The organism is Oleiphilus sp. HI0043, from assembly GCF_001634935.1.
In genome coordinates this window covers 1-896 of the sequence record NZ_LWEY01000451.1, presented here as the reverse complement: position 1 = coordinate 896, position 896 = coordinate 1, and the positions used below count along the sequence as shown (strand labels likewise).

1 pseudogene is annotated in these 896 nt (G+C 46.8%); it reads right to left on the bottom strand.

The features are described 5' to 3' along the window. Nucleotides 1-896 (bottom strand): annotated as a pseudogene (locus A3729_RS32390) (hypothetical protein); the annotation flags it as partial.

Here is an 896-nt window from a genome sequence, read left to right as displayed (position 1 = left end):
TTTGATAACCGTGGCACGACGCACAGTTGAAACCGGCAAATTCACCCGGCCCTGTATAAGGGTGATTACCTTCTGCATAGCGATATCCTACCCAACCTGTATCTTTTGTATTGCCTTCAAGCTTGGCAGAACCCAAGGTGAGGAAGCCGGGGATCGGGGTTGGCATTGGGTAAGGATCAAAGTAAACATCATCCATCGCTTCATTCGGCACTTGCCCTCTGACCGTTTTATAGGCGCCAAACAACTCTCTCGGGTCAGCATAGCCTCCTTTAACCGGGTCAAACGAACGATAGTTAAAGATCGCCTTCCAATCCAGGTTTCGTACCGCATGTGCGACACCAATATTGTAGTCGTACGACCAGAATATCTTTCGACCTTCTGTCACCAAATCAGAGAAGTTCGGGTTATTAACATCTATATCAATCGGCGTGCTGGCAACGGCATCACTCAGCTGTGACACAACGTCACATTCATGCTGAAACGTATCGCTGATAATACGAGAGGTCTGTGCATCAATAACGGTATGTGGAGAACCTGGGTGTAGCAAGGACTCATTATAACCCGTTCGTTTTTGTACCTGCACAATCAAGGGACCGCTGCTAGCATGGTCAGGTACCCTGAATACAATACGGTCATCTTGCCAGCTAATAACGTTTTTATCCCATGCATCAACTTGCTGCTCTGTTTCGTAATTAACCTGATCTGACACAGCAAGCTTCTGATCAAACATACGTAAATCAGTTTCAAGAATACGGGTATTACCCAGCATGATTTTGCTAAAATCTATATCCACACCTGCACCGAAGTTTGAGCCGATTAGCGTGACAATATCGCCAGGTACAAGTACCGGGCTTTGAGTCCCCATACGAGTCCAGACAAGCTCATCACCCACCTTT